Source organism: Lentilactobacillus sp., from assembly GCF_040773105.1.
Taxonomy (GTDB): Bacteria; Bacillota; Bacilli; order Lactobacillales; family Lactobacillaceae; genus Lentilactobacillus; species Lentilactobacillus parabuchneri.
In genome coordinates, this window is the sequence record NZ_JAXGWW010000021.1 from 1 (window position 1) to 17,527 (window position 17,527).

Annotated in this window: 13 protein-coding genes and 1 pseudogene; all 14 read left to right on the forward strand. The window is 44.4% G+C overall.

Annotation, left to right across the window (positions count from 1 at the left end; translation table 11 throughout):
- A pseudogene (locus AB3112_RS02155) lies at positions 1-732 on the forward strand (DNA recombination/repair protein RecA); the annotation flags it as partial.
- 282 nt (positions 733-1,014) lie between these two features.
- Positions 1,015-2,595, forward strand: a complete 1,581-nt coding sequence (rny, locus tag AB3112_RS02160) for a ribonuclease Y (RefSeq protein WP_084972656.1) — start codon at positions 1,015-1,017, stop codon at positions 2,593-2,595.
- Positions 2,596-2,681: 86 nt separating this feature from the next.
- Positions 2,682-3,476, forward strand: coding sequence for a TIGR00282 family metallophosphoesterase (locus tag AB3112_RS02165; protein ID WP_057909287.1), 795 nt, complete (start codon positions 2,682-2,684; stop codon positions 3,474-3,476).
- A 65-nt stretch (positions 3,477-3,541) separates the two neighbouring features.
- On the forward strand, positions 3,542-6,130 hold the full coding sequence (gene mutS, locus AB3112_RS02170) for a DNA mismatch repair protein MutS (RefSeq protein WP_367333894.1): 2,589 nt from the start codon (positions 3,542-3,544) through the stop codon (positions 6,128-6,130).
- A 1-nt stretch (position 6,131) separates the two neighbouring features.
- Complete coding sequence (mutL, locus tag AB3112_RS02175) at positions 6,132-8,084, forward strand: DNA mismatch repair endonuclease MutL (protein WP_367333895.1); 1,953 nt, start codon at positions 6,132-6,134, stop codon at positions 8,082-8,084.
- A 73-nt stretch (positions 8,085-8,157) separates the two neighbouring features.
- Positions 8,158-8,754 (forward strand): Holliday junction branch migration protein RuvA, encoded by a 597-nt coding sequence (ruvA, locus tag AB3112_RS02180; RefSeq protein WP_084972652.1) that lies wholly within the window; start codon positions 8,158-8,160, stop codon positions 8,752-8,754.
- 18 nt (positions 8,755-8,772) lie between these two features.
- Positions 8,773-9,801 carry a Holliday junction branch migration DNA helicase RuvB gene (gene ruvB, locus AB3112_RS02185; RefSeq protein WP_057909283.1) on the forward strand — a complete coding sequence of 343 codons (1,029 nt, stop codon included), beginning with the start codon at positions 8,773-8,775 and terminating at the stop codon, positions 9,799-9,801.
- Entirely contained in the window at positions 9,788-10,846 is a 1,059-nt protein-coding gene (gene queA / locus AB3112_RS02190; RefSeq protein ID WP_084972651.1) for a tRNA preQ1(34) S-adenosylmethionine ribosyltransferase-isomerase QueA, read from the forward strand. Before ruvB ends, queA begins: the two co-directional genes overlap by 14 nt.
- Positions 10,847-10,857: 11 nt before the next feature.
- Positions 10,858-12,000, forward strand: a complete 1,143-nt coding sequence (gene tgt, locus AB3112_RS02195) for a tRNA guanosine(34) transglycosylase Tgt (protein ID WP_057909281.1) — start codon at positions 10,858-10,860, stop codon at positions 11,998-12,000.
- 61 nt (positions 12,001-12,061) lie between these two features.
- Complete coding sequence (yajC, locus tag AB3112_RS02200; RefSeq protein WP_057909280.1) at positions 12,062-12,475, forward strand: preprotein translocase subunit YajC; 414 nt, start codon at positions 12,062-12,064, stop codon at positions 12,473-12,475.
- 95 nt (positions 12,476-12,570) lie between these two features.
- A complete protein-coding gene (gene dinB / locus AB3112_RS02205; protein ID WP_057909279.1) occupies positions 12,571-13,659 on the forward strand; it encodes a DNA polymerase IV in 1,089 nt (362 codons plus the stop codon).
- 73 nt (positions 13,660-13,732) lie between these two features.
- Entirely contained in the window at positions 13,733-14,680 is a 948-nt protein-coding gene (locus AB3112_RS02210) for a bifunctional oligoribonuclease/PAP phosphatase NrnA (RefSeq protein WP_084972648.1), read from the forward strand.
- A gap of 8 nt (positions 14,681-14,688) precedes the next feature.
- Complete coding sequence (locus tag AB3112_RS02215; RefSeq protein WP_057911125.1) at positions 14,689-16,050, forward strand: DEAD/DEAH box helicase; 1,362 nt, start codon at positions 14,689-14,691, stop codon at positions 16,048-16,050.
- 270 nt (positions 16,051-16,320) lie between these two features.
- A partial coding sequence (alaS, locus tag AB3112_RS02220; protein ID WP_367333896.1) for an alanine--tRNA ligase occupies positions 16,321-17,527 on the forward strand: 1,207 nt, incomplete at its 3' end.

Sequence of the window (17,527 nt, forward strand, 5' to 3'; positions counted from 1 at the left end):
ATCGTCGTCATTTATTCAGTTGCCGCGCTAGTGCCCCGTGCCGAAATTGAAGGGGAAATGGGTGATGCTAACGTTGGTCTGCAATCGCGTTTGATGTCACAAGCTCTTCGGAAACTTTCCGGAACAATTAGTAAGACAAAAACGATTGCGATCTTCATCAACCAAATCCGTGAAAAAGTCGGTGTTATGTTTGGAAACCCAGAGACCACTCCTGGTGGCCGGGCGCTGAAATTTTACGCGACTATTCGGCTTGAAATTCGTCGTGCCGAACAGATCAAGGATGGGACGAACATTATTGGTAACCGGGTTCGGATCAAGGTTGTCAAGAACAAGGTTGCGCCGCCATTCAAGCGGGCCGAAGTTGATGTAATGTATGGTAAAGGAATTTCCCAATCCGGTGAGTTGGTTGATATGGCCGTTGAAAAGGATATTATCAACAAGTCCGGTTCATGGTACTCATACGGTGACGAACGAATAGGTCAGGGACGTGAAAACGCCAAGACCTATTTGGAAGAACATCAAGATATGTATGATGAGGTTATGAAAAAAGTTCGTGACGCTTATGATATTCCTGATGATTCCGCACGTTCGACTGATAGTGCCGACGATAAAAAAGCCACTGGCAAAAAAGCTGATAAGAAGTCGGATTCCAAAGACAGTCATGCCGATACGAAGAAGGATGAAGCTAAAGAGCATCCTGATGAAAGTATCGATTTGGATATTGGCAAATAACAAATTTAATAAAATATGTGACTATTTTTCAATAATGGGCCCTCATTTTGAGCGGCCTATTTTTTGTGATTTTCTATGTGACAGTAAGGGTTTGTGAAACATTGTGACACATATAAACCTTTGTTAATTCTATTGCTATATACAAATATCTTCCAAGACGCAACAAAGATGATTGACACTAGTCGTAACAAACATTAAAATAAGAATTGTGTCAATAATCAAATAACATCTATTAATTGGTTTAGAATGAATCATTTTTTGGTGATTTGGAGGTGAAAGGCCATGACAATGGCTGGGATAATCCTCGCAATCATCGCTATAATTGTTGTTGGTTTTGTTGGTATTATTAGTTTTGTAATCGGAAAGTCTGCACAAAAGAAGATCCATCAAAAAGATCTTGACTCCGCTACCGGTTCCGCCAAAGGTATCTTAGCAGACGCTAAGAAGAAGGCTGAGACGGTCGTCAAAGAAGCAACTTTGTCGGCACAGGAGAAGAACCACCGCTACCGTTCATCAGTTGAGAAGGAACTGAAGAATCGGCGATCGGAGATTCAAAAACAAGAGGATCGTTTGTTGCAGCGAGAAGAGGCTCTAGACCGTAAAGACAGTGCTTTCGAACGTCGAGAGAACTCGTTGAATCGCAAAGAGCAGAAGATTAATCGTGAACAACAGAATTTAGTCACACAACAAGAAGAAGCAAACTCACTTATTGAAAAACGTCAGGCGGAAGTTGAGAAGGTTGCGGCCTTAACTCAAGAAGAAGCCCGTGATCTTATTTTGAAAGAAACCAGTGAAACGTTAGCTGAAGAAAAGGCCCGAATGGTAAAAGAAAGTTACTACCAAGCCCAGACTGAAGCTGACGAAAACGCCAAGAATCTGATCATTGAAGCAATTCAGCAAAGTTCAGCGGATGTTGTTTCTGAAACAACCGTTTCCGTTGTCAGTCTTCCAAACGAAGACATGAAAGGTCGGATCATTGGTCGTGAAGGTCGAAATATTCGGACCTTTGAGACACTGACTGGAATTGATTTAATTATTGATGATACGCCACAAGCAGTTGTGCTGAGCGGCTTTGATCCAATTCGAAGAGAAGTTGCGAAAATGACACTTGAAAAGTTAATCAAAGATGGTCGGATTCATCCCGCTCGGATTGAAGAAATGGTTGAAAAGAGCCGTAAAGAACTTGATGAGCGGATTCAAGAAATTGGTGAAGAGACCTTGTTTGACCTTGGAATTCATTCGATGAGTCCTGATATGATCAAACTTGTTGGTCAACTTAACTTTAAGATTGATTACGGTCAGAATTTGCTGAGCCATTCAATTGAGGTTGCCAAATTGGCAGGTGCTTTTGCATCAGAATTAGGTGAGGATGTTACATTAGCTAAACGCGCAGGATTATTACACGATATCGGTAAGGCTGCGAATAATGGTGTTGAGGGATCTCATGTTCAAGTTGGTGTTGACTTCGCCAAAAAGTATCATGAAAGTCCAGTCGTAATCGATGCGATTAAGGGATACGAAGAGGGCCATTCTCCAGAGACAATTATTTCTGAATTGGTTGCTGTTGCTGAAAAGATTGCGATTTCGCGTCCAGGCGCACACAGTGAATCTCTTGAAAGCTTCGTTCACAGACTTGATAGTCTCGAAAAGATCACCGACAGCTTTAACGAAGTACAAAAGAGCTACGCAATTCAAGCCGGTCGAGAGATCAGAGTGATTGCAAAGCCCGAAGATATTACGGACACACAAGCAATTGTGCTCGCCCGCAGAATCAAACAAAAGATTGAAACTGAAATGAAGTACCCAGGCCACATCAAAGTGACTGTCATTCGGGAAGTTCGTTCAGTCGAATACGCAAGATAAAAGATCAGATGTTCTGGTCTTTTTTCTTTTCATAAATAAATGTTAAAATTATTCTATATAATTTAGAAAGTATTGAGGAAATTTTAATGCGAATTCTTTTTATTGGTGACGTGGTTGGTGATAAGGGTGTTTCAATGATCCATCATTATTTACCAAAGTTGAAGCAAACCGTGAGGCCACAAGTGACGATTGTCAATGGTGAAAACGCCACTTCGATGGGTCGTGGTATTACCCAGTCGATTTATAAACAGTTAATGAGCGATGGGGTCGACGTTGTCACTTTGGGAAATCACGCTTGGAGTAATAACGAAATTCTGGACTTTATTGACGATGCCAAACGTTTAATTCGGCCATACAACTATCCAAGGCGTACGACTCCCGGTAAGGGCTATACAATGGTCAACGTCAATGGCGTTCAACTTGCTGTCATGAATTTCCAAGGCCGGGTATTTATGGATCCTTTAGATGATCCCTTTGCTTTGGCTGACGAGTTGGTCGACCAAATCCGTGAAGAAACCAATTGTATTTTTATGGATTTTCATGCCGAAGCCACCAGTGAAAAGCTCGCAATTGCCCGTTATCTGGACGGCCGAGTTTCCGCAGTTGTCGGGACCCACACCCACGTTCAGACCAACGATGCACGACTATTACAGGGAAAGACGGCATTTTTGACTGATGCCGGGATGACCGGTCCGGCAGATGGTATGCTGGGTATGCAACCTGACAGTGTTATTAAACGCTTCTTGGATCAGCGGCCGGCACGTTATAAAGTCCTTGAAACCGGGCAGGGAATTATTTCCGGCTGTTTTATTGATATTGACGACAAATCCGGTCATGCGACACATATCGAGACCGTGTCGATGACCGATGATCAAATTTAAAATGAAATGAAGTTAAACGTGATATGCTGAAACGATATTCAGCTTGAATTTAAGGGGACTTTCAGTTGGCAAAAACAGAATCAACTCCAATGATGGTGCAATACCAAAAAATTAAGGATCAGTATCCGGATGCGTTTCTTTTTTATCGCCTCGGTGATTTTTACGAAATGTTTAACGAAGATGCGATCAAAGGGTCACAAATATTGGAATTAACGTTAACAAATCGAAGCCGAAATGCGGATAATCCGGTTCCAATGTGCGGTGTGCCCCATAAGGCCGCTCAAAATTACATTGATATCTTAGTCGACCAGGGCTATAAAGTCGCTATTTGTGAGCAGATGGAAGATCCCAGATTAGCCAAGGGAATGGTCAAACGTGAAGTGATTCAATTGGTGACACCCGGGACACAGGTTGACGTTGGCTCAGAAAATGCCAAATCAAATAATTACTTAACCTCGGTGGTTTACGATGCCGATAGCAACGAATTTGCGTTTGCTTACGCCGATCTGTCCACTGGTGAACTCAAGGTGGCCAAATTGACGACCCAGGCAGAATTTGTAAACGAACTGGTTTCTCTGCAAACCAAGGAGATTGTGGTTGAAAAAGATCTGCCGGCAACGCTCATTGATACCGTCAAAAAACTGGGGATCCTGATTTCCAACCAGTCTGATCTACCGGTGAATGCCTCAGTCAGTTATCTAAGTCAAGACGTCGATGATGTTTTGATGAAACAAGTTTTAAAGCTGCTGCTTGATTATATTCAGGCAACCCAAAAACGCAGCCTGCAACACTTGAAGCGTGCGGTGGTTTATGAGCCGTCCGACTTTTTGGAGCTCGATCACAACTCTCAATATAATCTGGAGTTAATTCGAAACATTCGGACCGGTAAAAAATCCGGAACCCTGCTTTGGCTGCTGGACCAAACCAAAACTGCCATGGGGGGTCGAAAGCTCAAACAGTGGATTGAACGGCCGTTGGTCAATCGCAATATGATTAATCAGCGTCATGATGCAGTTGGGGTTTTGCTCGATCACTATTTTGAACGTAATCAGCTGCAGGACGAATTAATCAAGGTTTATGATTTGGAACGCCTAGCGGGTCGGATCGCCTTTGGCAGCGTTAACGGGCGGGATTTGATTCAATTGAAGACCTCGCTGGAACACGTGCCTAAAATCAAGTATATTCTTGAACAAATTGCCGATAAAAGTTTTGACGAGATGCTCAAAAATTTGGTGCCGTTGGATGACATTGTGGAAGAAATCGATTCGGCAATCGTTGAAGAACCGCCCATTTCCGTCACTGATGGCGGTGTCATCAAGGATGGTTATAATCAACAGCTCGATCAGTATCGTGACGCCACCAACAATGGGCAAAAATGGTTGGCTGAATTGGAAGCCAAAGAACGCCAAGTGACTGGGATCAATAATTTAAAGGTCGGCTTTAATCACGTTTTTGGTTATTACATCGAAGTGACTAAGGTTAATTTGGATAAGATTCCGGCAAACCGCTATCAGCGAAAGCAAACCTTGGCGAACGCAGAACGTTTTTCAACTCCGGAGTTAAAAGAAAAAGAAGCGTTGATCCTAGAAGCCCAGGAGCAAAGCAAGACGCTCGAATACAAACTGTTCGTTAAAATTAGGGATGATATTAAACAGTCGATTAAACGAATTCAGGATTTAGCTGATTCCGTGGCGGCTATCGATGTTTTACAAAGTTTTGCTGCAGTCAGCGAAGAATACCGGTTTGTTAGGCCAACTTTGACCAACAAGCATATCGTCGATATCACAGATGGCCGCCATCCAGTGGTTGAAAAGGTTTTGGGACATCAACAATACGTTCCAAATGACGTCAATTTGGCAGAAGATACCAGTATTTTACTGATTACCGGGCCGAACATGTCTGGGAAAAGTACTTATATGCGTCAAATGGCGTTATGTGTCATCATGAATCAAATGGGTTGTTTTGTACCAGCCAAGAAGGCGAAGCTGCCGGTATTTGATAAGATTTTTACCAGAATTGGTGCAGCCGATGATCTGATTTCCGGCCAAAGTACGTTTATGGTGGAAATGAAAGAAGCCAACGACGCGATTGAAAATGCGACACCCAACAGTTTGATTTTGTTTGATGAAATTGGTCGGGGGACTGCCACATATGATGGAATGGCGCTGGCGCAGGCAATTATTGAGTACGTGCACAATAACATTGGCGCCAAGACGCTGTTTTCAACCCACTATCACGAGTTAACCGCACTGGATGAATCGCTCAACCGTCTGCGCAATGTCCACGTCGGCGCAACGGAATCCAATGGTGAATTAGTCTTTCTGCATAAGATTCAACCAGGACCTGCTGACAAATCATATGGAATTCACGTTGCCAAATTAGCAGGACTGCCAAACGGGCTCCTGCACCGCGCTAATGACATTTTAACCCAGCTGGAGCAACAGGCAGCGGACGACCATCAAACCGCTCAGACGAGCCAAGAAACGCCAGAGAGGCCGGCTGAGCTGCAGACATCACTTTTCCCGCTTGAGCAAATTGATGATAAACAAGCGGAAGTTGTGTCACAATTAAAGAAACTGGATTTAATGTCGAAAACACCAATGCAAATTATGAATCAGGTATATAAATGGCAACAGAAGATAAACGGAGATTAAGGTGATCGATTTGAACAAAATTCATCAACTACCAACGATTTTATCCAACCAAATTGCGGCTGGAGAAGTTGTTGAGCGACCTGCTTCAGTAGTCAAAGAATTAGTCGAAAATTCAATAGATGCCGATAGCACGGAGATCGACGTAACCGTTGAAAATGCCGGGCTTAAGTTAATTAAGGTTGTCGATGACGGCAACGGCATTGAAAGTTCACAAGTTCAAACGGCCTTTTTGCGTCATGCAACCAGCAAGATTGCTGAACAAAGAGACCTCTTTCGTGTCCGCACGCTGGGATTTCGGGGCGAAGCACTTCCAAGTATCAGCTCAGTTGCCAACGTTAAAATGAAGACATCGACTGGTGACATTGGTACCCAGGTTGAATATAAAGGCGGCAAATTAGTGGCTCAAAGTGCCTCCGAATCACGAAAAGGAACGACTGTTGAAGTCGCGTCGCTGTTTTATAATACGCCGGCTCGATTGAAGTACTTGAGTTCTCCAAACACCGAATTGGCTAAAATTTCTGATATCATCAATCGGTTGGCGTTGAGCCACCCTGAAATTGCCTTTTCATTTATCAGCAATGGCCGTGAATTGCTTCGAACTTCCGGCAGAGGCGATTTAATGCAGGTACTAGGCGCCATTTATGGGGTCAAAACCATTTCAAAAATGGCCCCAATCAAGGGAAAAGATCTCGATATTCAGGTAAATGGCTATGTCAGCCTGCCTGAACTGACCCGTTCGAGTCGCAATTATATTTCATTGATCCTAAACGGCCGCTTCATCCGCAACTACCCATTGACCAAAGCAGTTATTGCCGGCTACGGCTCCAAATTGATGATCGGCCGTTTTCCAATTGCGGTGATTACGATCAATGCCGATCCGGCACTGATTGATGTCAACGTCCACCCAACCAAACAGGAAGTCCGGATTAGTGACGAACCGATGATCGGCAAGTTGATTTCTGATGCAATTTACGAGATGCTGCGGGACAAGCAGCTGATTCCAGATGCGACCCGTGACTTCAAAAAGCCGTTTAACGCGGAACCACATTCCTTCAACGTTTCAACAGCTGACCAGGTTCAGACCAACCCACCGTTGTTTGATGTTTCGTCAGCGCCGAGTGCTGATTTAAATCAGCCGAAGGTGACACCGGTGGTGGTGAAGACCCGGGCTGACTTAAAAAGTGCGTCAGTGGCTGAATTTGACCAGCTATTACAAAACGAACCCAGCGGTGTTCCAGTGTTTGAAAGTGCCGCTTCGTCGGTTATTGAAGCTGAATCAACGGCGGAACTTCAACCGGCTGATAACCCCAAGCCTCAGCAGTCCGAACTGATCACGCAAACTGGTTTTCCGGATTTAACCTACGTCGGGCAGATTCACGGCACCTACTTGGTTGCCGAAAACGCCGATAATATGTATTTGGTCGATCAACATGCGGCTCAAGAACGAATCAATTACGAGTATTACCGTAAACAGATTGGCGAGGTCTCTGATGACCAGCAGAAGCTTTTGGTCCCAATTGTTTTGGATTACGCCACCTCGGATTTTCTTCTGATTAACGATCACTTGGACTTATTGAACCAATTGGGCATTCATTTGGAGCAATTCGGGCAAAACAGTTTCATTGTCCGCGAGCACCCCATGTGGTTTAAAGCCGGTCAGGAAGCTGATACCATCAAAGAAATGATTGATTGGATTTTATTTGATCACAAAATTTCGGTGGCTGCCTTCCGTGAAAAAACGGCGATTATGATGAGCTGTAAGCGTGCCATCAAGGCAAATCATCATTTGGACAGTCTCCAAGCTAAAGCATTATTAAGACGGCTTCCCGAATGCGAGAATCCCTATAATTGCCCGCACGGCCGTCCAGTCCTGGTTAAATTTTCCAATGCCGATATTGAAAAGATGTTTAAACGAATTCAGGATCCGCACCATACGGATGAAGAAATTGTCTAGATTGTCCTCAGCAATAGGAGAAGGTATGATAAAATTAATTAGCAAACATATGTTTTAGTAAAGAGGAGAAATCATGTTCGAATTTTTTGATGGAACAGTTGTTGACGTCACCCCCAGCCATATTGTGCTGCTGGTGGGCGGCGTTGGCTATTTAATTTACACTTCCGATCCGTATGCTTTTACAATCGATCAGGAAAAAACAATCAGAGTCTACATCTACCAATCAGTCAGTGATTCGGCCATTTTGTTGTATGGCTTTGCGACGATTGAGGATAAACAGATCTTTGAAAAACTCATTTCAGTTTCTGGAATCGGGCCCAAGAGCGCGCTGGCAATCTTGGCAGGAAATGATCGCGACGGGTTGATTTCGGCAATTAATAACGAAGACGTCACGTTTTTGACCAAATTTCCCGGAGTGGGCAAGAAGACTGCCCGACAAATTATTTTGGATATGCAGGGCAAGTTGGGACACATTGCGACCACGGCACCGAATGTATCGCATCCAGCTGCCACTGCCCAGAGTCCAGAGCTGACGGATGCCTTGTCAGCGTTGGCTGCCCTGGGATATGGTGCCAAGCAAATTGATGGCATCAAACCGGATTTGGAAAAGGCTGCCGACTTGTCTACCGATGAATACCTAAGTATGGGACTTAAATTACTGATGCACTAAGACTAAGGAGATGATGACGTGGCCAACGAAAAAGATGATCGACTGATTTCTCCGGAAAACGTTGATTCTGATGAAAGCAGCATCGAAAAATCATTGCGGCCGCAGCTCCTGAGCGAGTACATCGGCCAAGATGATGTTAAAAACGAACTAAAGGTCTATATTCAAGCCGCCAAACAGCGGGAAGAGTCACTCGACCACGTGTTGTTGTATGGGCCTCCTGGACTTGGGAAGACCACTCTGGCAATGGTGATTGCCAACGAAATGGGCGTCAATATTCGAACGACCAGCGGCCCTGCCATTGATAAGCCGGGGGACCTGCTGTCACTGCTTAACGAACTGCAGCCCGGAGATGTCTTATTTATAGACGAAATCCACCGTTTGCCAAAAGTCGTTGAAGAAATGCTGTATTCGGCGATGGAAGACTTCTTCGTCGATATCATTGTCGGCCAAGGGTCTGGCGCCCATCCGATCCACTTCCCACTGCCACCGTTTACGTTAATTGGTGCGACCACCCAAGCGGGGATGCTGTCGGCACCACTGCGGGACCGGTTTGGAATCGTTGAACATATGAACTATTACAAAACGGCCGATTTGGAAGATATTGTCCGGCGAACAGCCGATATTTTTCAAATTGATATTCAGGAATCCGGCGCCCATGAAATTGCTTTGAGGTCGCGGGGAACCCCCCGTGTCGCCAACCGGTTGTTGAAGCGGATTCGCGACTTTGCCCAGGTTTCTGATAAGGATGAAGTCGATCTGGAAATTGTCAGGTATGCCTTAAAACGCCTCAAGGTCGATGAATTAGGGCTTGATGCCACTGATCTCAAGTTATTGAAGACAATGATCAAATACTACGCTGGCGGTCCGGTGGGCTTAAACACATTAGCTGCCAACATCGGCGAGGAAACTGATACGATTGCTGAAATGTACGAACCATATCTACTTCAAATTGGCTTAATCAAGCGAACCGCTCGCGGCAGAATTGTCACGAAAAAAGGCTATGATCACCTCAATTACCCGCTTCCAGGCAAGGATGAAAGGAATTAAGATTTTGAAAACAAACTACACACTTGAAGATTTTGATTATAATCTGCCGCATGAATTGATTGCTCAAACCCCGATTAAGGATCGCGACGAGTCCCGTCTCCTGGTTTTAAACAAAGAGACCGGCGAGATGCAGGATCGGCATTTTTACAATATTATTGACTACTTAAATCCGGGGGATGCCCTGGTAATGAATGATTCAAAAGTGATGCCGGCAAGAATTTACGGTGTTAAAGAAGATACCGGCGGTAACATGGAAGTTTTGTTGCTGCATAACATCGAAGGTGACCGCTGGGAAACCTTGATGAAGCCAGCCAAACGGGCGAAAGTCGGAACGGTCATTGATTTCGGCGAGGGCCAGTTAAAAGCCGTCGTGACCAAAGAATTGGAACACGGCGGTCGAGAAATCGAGTTTAAATACGATGGGATCTTTATTGAAATACTCGAACGGCTTGGTGAAACGCCACTGCCACCATACATTAAGGAAAAGTTGGATGACCCTAACCGTTACCAGACGGTTTATGCCAAGGAAATGGGCTCAGCAGCTGCCCCAACAGCCGGTTTACATTGGACCAAGGAACTACTGCAAAAAGTAGCTGACAAAGGCGTTCATTTGGTTTATTTGACCCTTCACGTTGGTTTGGGAACGTTTAGACCCGTTGACGAGGAAAATATTGAGGATCATAAGATGCACAGCGAGTTTTATCGATTAACCGATGAAGCCGCCCAAACATTGAATGACGTTCGCCAAAATGGCGGCAAAATCGTTGCCACCGGAACGACATCAATTCGGACCCTTGAAACCGTGGGGACTAAATTCGATGGCGAGATTCGGCCGGATTCAGGTTGGACCGACATTTTCATCAAGCCTGGATATGAATGGAAAGTCGTTGATTCATTCATCACCAATTTTCATTTGCCGAAATCAACGCTTGTGATGTTAGTTGCTTCCTTTACCGGTCGCGACAACATTCTCAATGCTTACCAGCACGCTATTGAAGAAAAATACCGTTTCTTCAGTTTTGGCGATGCGATGTACATTCACTAGGAGGATTTTATATGCAACCAGCGATTACGTATCGCTTGATCAAAAAAGAAAAGCATACCGGTGCCCGATTAGGGGAGATTACGACTCCGCACGGCACGTTTCGAACACCGATTTTCATGCCGGTAGGGACTCAGGCGACGGTCAAGACTTTGGCGCCAGAGGAGCTGGATGAAATGGGGTCGACCATTATTTTGGCCAACACGTATCATCTGTGGCTCAGGCCTGGAGAAGACATTGTCAAAGAAGCGGGTGGCCTTCACAAATTCATGAACTGGGATAAAGGGATCCTTACTGATTCCGGTGGTTTTCAGGTCTTTTCATTGGCGAAGAATCGGGATATCACTGAAGATGGTGTCACGTTCAAAAATGAAATTAACGGTGCAAAAATGTTTTTATCTCCTGAAAAGGCGATTCAAATTGAAAATGATCTGGGCCCGGACATTATGATGAGTCTGGATGAATGTCCACCATTTTTTGAGTCCTACGACTACGTCAAAAAGTCGGTTGAACGTACCAGCCGCTGGGCGGAGCGCGGATTAAAAGCTCATCAAAACCCAGATTGGCAAGGCTTGTTTGGCATTGTCCAAGGAGCCGGCTTTGAGGATTTAAGAAAACAGTCCGCACAGGATTTGGTTAGTCTGGACTTTCCAGGGTACTCAATCGGCGGCCTTTCCGTTGGAGAATCCAAGCAGGAAATGAACCGCATTTTAGAAACGACTGCGCCACTCTTGCCCGAAAACAAGCCGCGGTATCTGATGGGCGTTGGGGCCACTGACTCCTTGATTGATGGCGTTATTCGCGGAATTGATATGTTTGATTGTGTCTTACCAACCCGAATTGCTCGAAATGGGACGGTCATGACGTCGCACGGCCGCTTGGTGGTTAAAAATGCCAAGTATGCCCGTGATTTCACGCCGCTTGACGATCAATGCAACTGTTATACATGTCGCAACTATACCCGAGCTTATATCCGCCATCTTTGTAAGACCGATGAGACCTTTGGCATGCGGTTGTGTAGTTACCATAACTTGTACTACCTCATTCACTTAATGAAGCGGGTTCAACAAGCGATCATGGATGACAATTTATTGGATCTTCGGGCAGAAGTATTTGAGCAGTATGGGTATAATAAACCCAACCCGAAAAATTTTTAGGTATAGACTGTGACCAACTTATTTGTTAAAGTATTCTTATGGAAAGTGTGGGTGAAAAATTTTGAACCAATCTTATTTATCAATTTTATTCATCGTTGTTTTGTTTGCGGTTATGTATTTCTTGATGATTCGTCCTCAAAAAAAGCAACAAGAAAAGCGTCGTGAACAACTTTCAAAGATCAAGCCAGGTGATCAAGTGATTACCATTGGTCGTTTGCACGGGGTTGTTGACGAAATCAACGAAGCCGAAAAGACGGTTACATTGGATTGTGACGGGATTTACTTGGTATTTGACCTCAGTGCGATTGCTTCAGTTAAGCAACCAGCTGTTGTCGCTCCAGCAGCCAATGACGATCAAAAAGCTGACACAACATCGACTGATGCACCAGCAGATTCTCAGACATCTGACAGTGCCCAGGAATCCGATGACAAATCAGCGGATTCAGCTGACGATTCAAAAGCTGAAAACAAATAGTTTATGTTTGCCGGTTGGGATGGTAGCGGAAGCGTTAGCACCCGACCATTTTTTTACACCACATAAGAACGTATGTTTGATTAGGGCTGATAGCAATGAAAAATCCAACCAGAAAGATCATTCATGTTGATATGGATGCCTTTTATGCATCAATTGAAGAACGTGAAGACCCAAGTTTGAAGTCTAAGCCACTAATTGTGGGGAAGGATCCCCGAAAAACCGGTGGGCGGGGTGTGGTTTCGACCGCGAATTATAATGCCCGCAAGTTTGGGGTCCATTCCGCAATGAGCGTGATGAAGGCGTTGGAGTTATGTCCGAATGCCGTGTTTAGATTTTCCGGGTTTGAGCTTTATCGATCCGTGTCGGATCAGATTCATGATATTTTTCATGAATATACTGATATTATTGAGACGGTTGCTTTAGATGAAGCTTATTTGGACGTGACTCAAAATAAAAAACACCTGACAGATCCCATTCAAGTGGCCCGAATGATTCAAAGCGAAATTTGGCAGATCACCCACCTGACTTGCTCGGTGGGGGTCTCTTATAATAAGTTTCTCGCTAAAGAAGCTTCGGATTATGCCAAGCCAACCGGCATTACAATTATTGGGGCCAAGGATGCCATGGAATTTTTGACGCGTCTGCCAATTGAAAAGTTTCGGGGTGTTGGCAAAAAGACGGTTCCGAAAATGCACGAGTTGGGGATTAACAACGGCAGCGATCTTTTGGCCTGGTCTCAAATGGATTTAATTAAGCAGTTTGGTAAGTTTGGTTATGTTTTGTATGAACGGGCCCGAGGAATTGACGAGCGCCCCGTTGAATACAAACGTGTCCGAAAATCGATTGGCAAGGAGCGGACGTTTGGTCCGGCCATTGATAACCAAACTGAAGTTGACGATGAATTACAGCGAATTGCCCAAATGTTGGTCACCACCATGGATGGCAAGAAAAAGCACGGCAAGACATTGGTGCTCAAAGTTCGTTATAGTGACTTTTCAACTTTTACCAAGCGGGTGACGTTGGACAACTACATCAAAAATAGTGTTGAGGAGTATTTCGCCCTGGCTTCCGAGCTACTGGTTGATATGCCGGACATTTCTGCGGGAGTCCGACTGCTTGGGATTACCATCACCAATTTGGATGACTTGGCATATGAAAACATTGTCCTGCCTTTATTTAAGTAGAAACGATGGTTTATATTCCGAATGAATTAATGTATACTGAAGTGTTCGACAATAAAGTAATGGAGTAATGAATATGGCAATTCAAGAACAAATCCTTAACGAAATTAAGAAATTTAAAACGATTATTATCCATCGTCATAAACGCCCGGATCCTGACGCAATTGGGTCCCAAATGGGATTAGCGCAATTAATTAAGGCGTCATTTCCCGACAAGCAGGTTTTGTGTGCCGGCAAACAGTATGAAAGCTTTGAATGGTTGGGCAAGACCGATGAAATCGCCGACGAGCAATATCAAGACGCCTTGGTGATTGTGGTCGACACGGCCAACCAGCCGCGGGTTGACGACGATCGTTATACCAAAGGCAAAGCACTCATTAAGATTGACCACCATCCAAATGATGATCAATTTGGGGATATCATGTGGGTTGAACCGGACGCATCGAGTACGTCAGAGCTCATTTATGACTTTTATGACAGTAACAAGGATCAACTGACCCTGCCTTCAGAGGGGGCTCGTTTGTTGTATGCCGGAATTGTTGGTGATACTGGCCGGTTTATGTATCCATCAACCTCTTCACATACACTGGAAGTTGCCGCCAAGTTGGCAACCTATGATTTTTCAACCAGTGACGTGAATCAAATTGAAGATGAAATTGACATTCCATTAGCGAGATTATCGGCTTATGTTTACGAGAATTTAACGATTCTAGACAGCGGGGCTGCGTATCTGGTGTTGTCGGATAAAGTGTTGGAACCCTTTAAATTGGGCGATGAGAGTACTTCGGCTGTGGTTCCACTTCCCGGAAAGATTAAGCAGGTCGTCGCTTGGGCAATTTTTGTCGAACAAAAGGACCATTCCTTCCGTATTCGGTTACGGTCAAAGGGACCGGAAATTAATGAACTTGCCAAAACCTATGGCGGTGGTGGACACCCATTAGCCAGTGGTGCGGTTGTTGATTCAGAAGAACACATTCAGGATTTTGTTAAAGATTTAAATGATCTTGTCGCAAAAAACAAGTAGGAGTGTATATGAGTAATTTTTCAGATTTTAATTTAAAACCATTCCTGCTGACAGCCTTAAAGGAGTTAAACTTTACAGAGCCGACACCGGTTCAGGAAAAAGTGATTCCCGTTGTCATGCAGGGACGAGACGTCGTGGGCCAATCTGCCACAGGAAGTGGTAAGACCCACGCCTTTTTACTACCAATTTTCAATCAATTGGACCCGGATGTTGATCAGGTCCAGGCAGTGATTACCACCCCCAGTCGGGAGTTGGCCTATCAGATTATTGATGCGGCCAAGCAGTTGGCAAAGCATAGTGACAAGCCAATTTCGATTGGTGCTTATGTCGGCGGGACGGATAAGGTTCGCCAGGAAAAGAAGATTAAAAAAGATCAGCCTCAGTTAGTCATTGGAACTCCAGGACGTATTTGGGATTTGATTCAAAATGGCGGCCTCGATGTTCATACGGCGTCACAATTAGTCATTGATGAAGCGGATATGACTTTGGATATGGGATTCTTGGACGTGGTTGACAATATCGCTGCCAGTTTTGGAAAGCATGTTCAAATGATGGTCTTTTCAGCGACAATTCCTCAAAAGATCAATATTTTCCTCAAAAAATACATGGTTAATCCATTTATTGAAGAGATTCCGGTTTCCACAATTATTAGTCCAACCATTGATAACTGGTTGATTTCCACAAAGGGTCAGGATAAAAATCAGCTTATTTATAAGTTGTTGACCATTGGCGAACCTTACCTGGTACTGATTTTTGCCAACACCCGGGATCGGGTGGAAGCGCTCAGTGAATACCTCAAAGGGCAAGGCTTAAAGGTGGCAATGATTCACGGTGGGATGAAGCCACGTGAACGTAAGCAGGTTATGAAACGGATAAAAAATCTGGATTTCCAATTTGTGGTCGCAACCGATTTAGCCGCCCGGGGGATTGATATCCAAGGTGTGTCCGATGTCATCAATGATGATATTCCGACGGAAGACTTGGAATTCTTTATTCACCGAGTTGGCCGGACTGGCCGAAACGGGATGTCCGGTACCTCAATTACCCTTTATTCACCAGACGAAGAAAAAGCTGTTGAAGAATTGGAAGATATGGGGATTCATTTCAAGCCCAAAGCACTTAAAAATGGTGAAATCGTGGATTCCTACGATCGGAACCGACGAAAGACCCACCGCAAGAAGCATGATAAGCTTGACCCAACCATGATTGGTATGATCAAAAAGAAGAAAAAGAAGATCAAGCCCGGCTACAAACGACGGATCAAGAATACAATTGCTAGAAAAGACGAGATGGACCGTCGGGTTGTCAAACGTGAAGAAGCGCGTGCAAAACGTAAACAACGCAAGAACAGTTCGTCACGTTATCAATAACCGGTTATTGACACCACATTCACAAAAAAGTATACTTTGAAATGTGTTAAGAATATGCTGTTTAACTTCATTTTTCAGAAACGTCTTGGCTGATGTGAAAGGCGACTTGAATTAAGCAGTGCTCTCTTAAATCTTGAATTGGTAATACGCAACTCTACGTTATAGAGATCAAGTGGTTAACGATAAACATCGTTGCAATCAGAGTGGTACCGCGTCAATCGGCGTCTCTGTGAGCAACGGTGTTTTAATTTTGTCAAAGGAGAAAATGGTATGAAAGAATTAAGCAGTGGTCAAATTAGACAAATGTTTTTAGACTTTTTCCAAGAAAAGGGGCACACAATCGAACCAAGTGCATCATTGATTCCGGTTGATGATCCGACGTTGTTGTGGATCAACTCGGGTGTTGCGACCATGAAGAAATACTTTGATGGCTCCGTTGTTCCCAAGAATCCCCGAATGACAAGTTCTCAAAAGAGTATTCGGACTAATGATATTGAAAACGTTGGGAAAACCCCTCGCCACCACACATTATTTGAAATGTTGGGAAACTTCTCAGTTGGTGACTACTTCAAAGAAGAAGCGATTGCCTGGGCATTTGAGTTGCTGACTTCACCAAAGTGGTTTGGCTGGGACAAGGATAAGCTTTACATGACTGTTTACCCCAAGGACACCGATGCGAAGAAGTTTTGGGAAAAAGTCGGGGTTTCTCCTGATCACATCATCGAAATTGAAGACAACTTCTGGGATATTGGCCAAGGCCCATCCGGCCCGGACTCAGAGATTTTTTATGATCGTGGTAAGGGCTTTGACAACTTGGCCGACGATGATCCGGAAAACTATCCGGGTGGTGAAAATGACCGCTGGCTGGAAGTTTGGAACATTGTCTTTTCACAGTTTAACCACACGCCACAAGACACTTACGAACCACTTCCCCGAAAAAACATTGATACTGGGATGGGACTTGAACGAGTGGTTTCAATTTTTCAACATGCACGAACCAACTTTGAAACCGACCTATTCTTGCCGATGATTCATAAAACAGAAGAATTAAGTGATCACAAAAAGTACGATACCAATAAAAAAGATGATGTGGCGTTTAGAATTATTGCCGACCACGCCAGGGCAATTACCGTGGCGATTGGTGATGGTGCCTTACCTTCAAACGTTGGGCGGGGCTACGTCATTCGGCGTCTCATTAGACGGGCGATTGTGAATGGCCAGCGCTTAGGCATTAACGAAGCCTTCCTGTACAAATTGGTTCCGGTTGTTGGCGAAACGCTTGAATCCTACTACCCGGATGTTTTGAAGCAAAAAGACTACATCGCAAAGGTTGTCCGTTCCGAAGAGGATCGTTTCAACGAAACTTTGGCAGACGGTCTTAAATTATTTAATCAAGTGGTTAAGGATGCCAAAGCCAACCAGCAAACGGTCATTGACGGTCCAACCGCCTTCAAGTTATACGATACTTACGGATTCC

Coding starts and splice junctions, on each gene's coding strand:
- AB3112_RS02165 (WP_057909287.1), top strand. CDS start 2,682: ATGCGAATTCTTTTTATTGGTGACGTGGTTGGTGATAAGGGTGTTTCA.
- tgt (WP_057909281.1), top strand. CDS start 10,858: ATGCAACCAGCGATTACGTATCGCTTGATCAAAAAAGAAAAGCATACC.
- rny (WP_084972656.1), top strand. CDS start 1,015: ATGACAATGGCTGGGATAATCCTCGCAATCATCGCTATAATTGTTGTT.
- queA (WP_084972651.1), top strand. CDS start 9,788: ATGAAAGGAATTAAGATTTTGAAAACAAACTACACACTTGAAGATTTT.
- AB3112_RS02215 (WP_057911125.1), top strand. CDS start 14,689: ATGAGTAATTTTTCAGATTTTAATTTAAAACCATTCCTGCTGACAGCC.
- ruvA (WP_084972652.1), top strand. CDS start 8,158: ATGTTCGAATTTTTTGATGGAACAGTTGTTGACGTCACCCCCAGCCAT.
- AB3112_RS02210 (WP_084972648.1), top strand. CDS start 13,733: ATGGCAATTCAAGAACAAATCCTTAACGAAATTAAGAAATTTAAAACG.
- dinB (WP_057909279.1), top strand. CDS start 12,571: ATGAAAAATCCAACCAGAAAGATCATTCATGTTGATATGGATGCCTTT.